The following is a 5523-nucleotide window of genomic DNA, read 5'->3' as shown; positions in this document are numbered from 1 at the left end:
GGGAAATTCAGCTGAATTTCCCCTTTTTAGTTCGTAACTACTTCCACTACTTTCTTTTTGGCAATTGGCAAAAAGGTTTCTTCCAGCGGTAGTACATATTTTGATTCTACTAAATACGTAGCAGGATTAGGAAGGTGTTTGTACCGTTTCACTAAATCTAGCTTGATGTTCTCGAAAGTACTTAGCGTACTTTTTTTGATTGTCTCTACATAAAAAGTTTTTAGTCCTCTCAAACGCTCGTGTTTGTTTTCAAAGATGGTTAGGTTGTATTGATACACCCGTGTTTCGTTGATGCAGGGTTCATGCAATAACAGATAGCCATCATTTTTGTAAAGTGGTAATATTCCAATCGGAGCAATCTGGATATCCTTCTGTACTTCCTCTACAATTTTTTCCCCTTCGCTTAGCGCATTTTTAAAGCGAGGTAAAGCATATTCCATGATAGATTGTATCTCGGATAGATACTCACTCTCTGGTTGGTGTGATGTCTCATATTCCAAATTTAAATTTTCAGGATTGACGCCCTTGATTCTCTTTGGGAACTGAATGCTCATCTGAGTGATACCATCCTTGAAATACATAGAATAATCGTAATGATACTGTAAGTCTCGTAAGTCAGGGTATAACTTCTTACTTTTAAAATTACTTTTAACCTGTTGCAAATATGCCAGTAAAACATACTTTTTGTACTCAAAATCAATGAGTCCAGTGGTTAGCCAATCTTTCTCTAAGCTTTTCATAGGCGACATCATTTAGTGAAGGATTATTAATTAAGCAATATTCTAAAAAAGTAAATACAGACGGCACTTTATTAGAATACTTAAAGTTAATAGTTTTCATGAAAATGCCAAGATTTCTGAAAAATATTTTAAAGTCTGTCAAATAGTAATGCGTCTATCCCAAAAATTCTTATTTAGTCTCAAAACCTGACAATTTTACCGCTTTTCAGACAATGGCACAAAATATGATTAAATTTGTGTAGTTGAAGCTCGAATTGGTTTGATTAAGAGTTCATTAACGTGCTTTGAAAATCAAATTTAAATTCAACATTTACCTAAAAAATCAAATACAAAAAATAACTTATCAAAAAAACAATGTCAACAGTTAGTATCAAGCCTTTGGCTGACAGAGTTCTGGTAGAACCAGCAGCCGCAGAAGAAAAAACATCATTTGGAATTATCATTCCTGACACTGCTAAAGAAAAACCACAAAGAGGAATTGTTGTAGCAGTAGGTTCTGGTAAAAAAGATGAGCCATTGACAGTTGCAGTTGGCGACACTGTTTTGTACGGTAAATACTCAGGAACTGAAATTGCAGTAGAAGGTAAAGATTACCTTATCATGCGTGAAAGCGATATTTTCGCAATTTTGTAAGAAAGTGAATGGTAAGTAGTGATTGGTAACTAGTTTTATCTTTCATTATATTATCATCAATTTCAACTCAAAAATTTACTATTAAAATATTTTTGAAAAAAATATGATTAGTAATTGTGAATTTCCTCTTAGCTATTCACCAATCACTAGTCACTAATAACTAAACAAAAATGGCAAAAGAATTATTTTTTGACACAGACGCTAGAGATAAATTGAAAAGAGGCGTCGATACTTTAGCTAACGCTGTTAAAGTAACTTTAGGACCAAAAGGTCGTAACGTAATCATTGACAAGAAATTTGGTTCACCTTCAATCACGAAAGATGGTGTTTCAGTAGCGAAAGAAATCGAATTAGAAGACGCCGTTGAAAATATGGGTGCTCAGTTAGTGAAAGAAGTAGCTTCTAAAACTGCTGATCAAGCTGGTGACGGTACTACTACAGCTACTGTATTAGCACAAGCTATCTACACTATCGGTTCAAAAAACGTTGCTGCGGGTGCTAATCCAATGGATTTGAAACGTGGTGTTGACAAAGCTGTTACTGCTGTTGTTGCTTCGTTGAAATCTCAATCAAAAGCAATCGAAACTTCACAACAAATTGCTCAAGTTGCTACTATCTCTGCTAATTCGGATGCTACAATCGGTACAATGATTGCTGATGCGATGGACAAAGTTGGTCGTGAAGGCGTTATTACTGTTGAGGAAGCTCGTGGTACGGAAACTGAAGTTAAAACAGTAGAAGGTATGCAGTTTGACCGTGGATATTTATCTCCATACTTCGTAACTAATACTGAGAAAATGGAAGCTGAATTAGAGCGTCCGTTCATCTTGATTTCTGAGAAGAAAGTATCTTCAATGAAAGAATTATTACCAGTATTAGAAGGAGTTGCTCAAACTGGTCGTCCTTTATTAATCATTGCTGAAGATGTTGACGGAGAAGCTTTAGCTACTTTGGTAGTTAACAAAATCCGTGGTGCGCTGAAAGTTGCTGCGGTTAAAGCTCCAGGTTTCGGTGACCGTCGTAAGGCTATGTTAGAAGACATCGCAGTATTAACAGGTGGTACTGTAATTTCTGAAGAACGTGGTTTCAAATTAGAAAATGCTACAATTGAATATTTAGGACAAGCTGAAAAAATCATCATCGACAAAGACAACACTACTGTTGTAAACGGAGTTGGTGCGAAAGATGGTATCGAAGCTCGTGTTAACCAAATCAAAGCACAAATCGAAAATACTACTTCTGATTACGACCGTGAGAAATTGCAAGAACGTTTGGCTAAATTGTCAGGTGGTGTTGCTATTCTTTACATCGGTGCTGCTACTGAAGTAGAAATGAAAGAAAAGAAAGACCGTGTTGACGATGCTCTACACGCTACACGTGCCGCTGTTGAAGAAGGTATCGTAGCTGGTGGTGGTGTTGCTTTAATCCGTGCTATCAAAGCGTTAGAAGGTTTAACTGGTGACAACGAAGATCAAACAACTGGTATCAACATTATCCGTCAAGCAATCGAATCTCCATTGAGAACTATCGTTGCTAACGCTGGTGGTGAAGGTTCAGTAGTAGTTAACGCTGTTAAAGCTGGCGAAGGTGACTTCGGTTACAACGCTCGTGAAGATAAATACGAAGATATGATTACTGCGGGTATCATCGACCCTACTAAAGTAACTCGTTTAGCATTAGAAAACGCTGCTTCTATCGCAGGTTTATTATTGACTACTGAATGTGTTATTGCTGACAAACCAGCTGCTGAAGCTCCACACGCACACGGTGGTGGCGGCGGAATGGGTGGAATGATGTAAAATCAGTTTTGAGTTAAGAGTGAGGAATAAAAATATATTCAATATATTCACTCCACATCCTAAACTCATAATTCAACATTCAAAAAACTCCTCATTAGCAATGCTTTTGAGGAGTTTTTTATTTCCCCTAAATGTAAAGACCTTTGCTTCTAGCAGAAATATTCAAAATCAAGCGGTTTATTTTATGGAAATCACCAAACATTGGGCAATATTTTTATCAAACAGTGCCAATAAACAAGTATTTATTCAGCAGCTACTATCTCAAAAAGCAAAGGATATTTTTGCCGAATTGAATTCATTACAGGGGATTCTATTTTCAAGCCTTACCGTTAATGAATACATTGATGAAGAAAACAGGCATGGATTTACGGTTGTGACAAAACACTTGAACAGAAGTTTAAAGTCGATGTCTAGTGGCGAGCAGAAGAAAGCATTATTGAATTATTTAGTCTCTCAAAAACCTGATTACCTTATCTTAGATAACCCATTTGATAATTTAGACGTTGAAGCACAAGCATCTTTATTAGCAATGTTGTGTGAAATCAGTAGCCATACCTCTTTGATACAATTGGTAAATCGTGAAAGAGATTTATTACCATTTATCAAAACAGTGATAAGTATTGAGCAAAATAATCAATTAGTTTTACACGAAGACCTTCCAACATTTCTTGAAGCTTATAGAAATACACAGACTTACTCTTTTTCAGGAGAAATCCCCCCTCCTATCAAGCATTATGATTTAGCCAGCCCAGAACTCATTAAATTCAATAAAGTTGATGTAAGTTATGGCGAAAAACATATCCTAAAAGACATTACTTGGACAATCCATAAGAATGAATTTTGGCATTTAATTGGTCCCAATGGCTCGGGAAAAACCACCATGCTATCGATGATTACGGGCGATAATCCAAAAGGATACGGGCAAGATTTAACCCTTTTTGGAAGAAGAAAAGGTACTGGTGAAACTGTTTGGTCAATTAAAAATAATATCGGTTATGTTACTCCTGCCATGACGGATTTGTTTACTGCTAGTCATACGTTAGAACAAATGTTGATGTCTGGCTTTTATGACTCGATTGGTTTGTATAATAAACCTTCTGATTTACAGATAAAACTCGCTAAACAATGGCTTACATTGATTGAGATGGATAAGCTCAAGAAGAAACCTTTCTTTATGCTTTCAGCGGGTCAGCAACGCATGGCTTTGGTAGCAAGAGCAATGGTAAAACATCCGCCATTATTAATTTTAGACGAAGCTATTGCAGGTTTAGACGACCATAATACTTCGCTGGTTATTTCTTTAATCAACAAATTTGCTAACGAAAGCGAAAGCACCATTTTATACGTTTCGCATCGCAGTGAAGAAGGCCTGTTTCCAAGAAATATATTTCAATTATTTCCTTCTGAGGAAGGGTCTGGTGGGGTAGTGATGAAGTGATTAAAGTATTTGATATATTTATTAAACGTAAAAAAGCCCATCGGTAACCGACGGGCTTTAAGTCTTTTACTTAATTACGTTTCTTAATATTAACTTTAAGAAAGAGGCTTGATTAAGCATTACATTGTAAATATAATACTAACTTTATAAAAATGCAAGCCACCTTTGAAATATGAATATTAATAAACTTGAACAATATCTATCACCGACAAGATTCAATCGTTTTCTACAAGCGACCAATCATTCACCCTTGAAAGCTGAAGAATTATATGGAGCCAATTTAAACGTTGCAAAATCTTTTTATCCAGTATTAAATCTCTTTGAAATAGTATTACGGAACAGCATTGATATAAGTATATCGACTCATTTTGGTGATTCTGATTGGATAATAAATCAAAAAAATGGTTTTATGAGCGATAAAAGTTTGATGGCATCTAATTTCTACCTAAAAAAATCAATAGAAAAAGCACAGAAAACAATTACAAATAAAAAAGTATCTGTAACATCAGGGAAAATAATAGCGGAACAATCTTTTGGTTTTTGGACAAGTCTTTTTGAAACACATCACTTCAAACTTATAGGTGGATGTATAATTCAGATATTCAATAACAAACCTAAACATGTAAATAGGAATATTATCACTAAAAAACTAACTGAAATTAGAGAATTTAGGAATAGGATTTATCACAACGAACCAATTTGCTTTAATGGTACAAATATTGACTTTACAGAAGCCAATCAGGTAAAAAATGAGATTTATAATTTACTAACATGGATTGATACAGATTTAGCAACTTATGTTCAAAATTTCGATTCAATTGATGATGAAGTTTTACTTGCTATGAGTATATAAATTAACATCCCTTATATATAAAACTAATTTAAAACCATTCTAGCAATAATTTTATTGTTC

Annotated in this window: 5 protein-coding genes; 4 read left to right on the top strand and 1 reads right to left on the bottom strand. The window is 34.9% G+C overall.

Annotated elements, in window-relative coordinates; all coding sequences use genetic code 11:
• Nucleotides 1–26 precede the first annotated feature (26 nt).
• Nucleotides 27–740 (bottom strand): hypothetical protein, encoded by a 714-nt coding sequence (locus AC07XN_RS23180; RefSeq protein WP_494744777.1) that lies wholly within the window; start codon nucleotides 738–740, stop codon nucleotides 27–29.
• A gap of 354 nt (nucleotides 741–1094) precedes the next feature.
• Here AC07XN_RS23180 and AC07XN_RS23175 point away from each other — a divergent pair, with 354 nt between their 5' ends.
• From AC07XN_RS23175 to AC07XN_RS23160, 4 genes are all read left to right on the top strand, one after another.
• Nucleotides 1095–1373 carry a co-chaperone GroES gene (locus AC07XN_RS23175; RefSeq protein ID WP_184135555.1) on the top strand — a complete coding sequence of 93 codons (279 nt, stop codon included), beginning with the start codon at nucleotides 1095–1097 and terminating at the stop codon, nucleotides 1371–1373.
• Between the two features lie 170 nt (nucleotides 1374–1543).
• Nucleotides 1544–3172 (top strand): chaperonin GroEL, encoded by a 1629-nt coding sequence (gene groL, locus AC07XN_RS23170; RefSeq protein ID WP_309918862.1) that lies wholly within the window; start codon nucleotides 1544–1546, stop codon nucleotides 3170–3172.
• Nucleotides 3173–3356: 184 nt separating this feature from the next.
• Nucleotides 3357–4610, top strand: a complete 1254-nt coding sequence (locus tag AC07XN_RS23165; RefSeq protein ID WP_494744776.1) for an ATP-binding cassette domain-containing protein — start codon at nucleotides 3357–3359, stop codon at nucleotides 4608–4610.
• Between the two features lie 172 nt (nucleotides 4611–4782).
• Complete coding sequence (locus AC07XN_RS23160; RefSeq protein WP_494744775.1) at nucleotides 4783–5463, top strand: hypothetical protein; 681 nt, start codon at nucleotides 4783–4785, stop codon at nucleotides 5461–5463.
• Nucleotides 5464–5523: the final 60 nt, after the last annotated feature.

Source organism: Arcicella sp. GW458-12-2-14-TSB2 (assembly GCF_059423785.1).
Note: the sequence above shows the minus strand (reverse complement) of the source record. Positions and strands in the feature narration are given on the sequence as shown.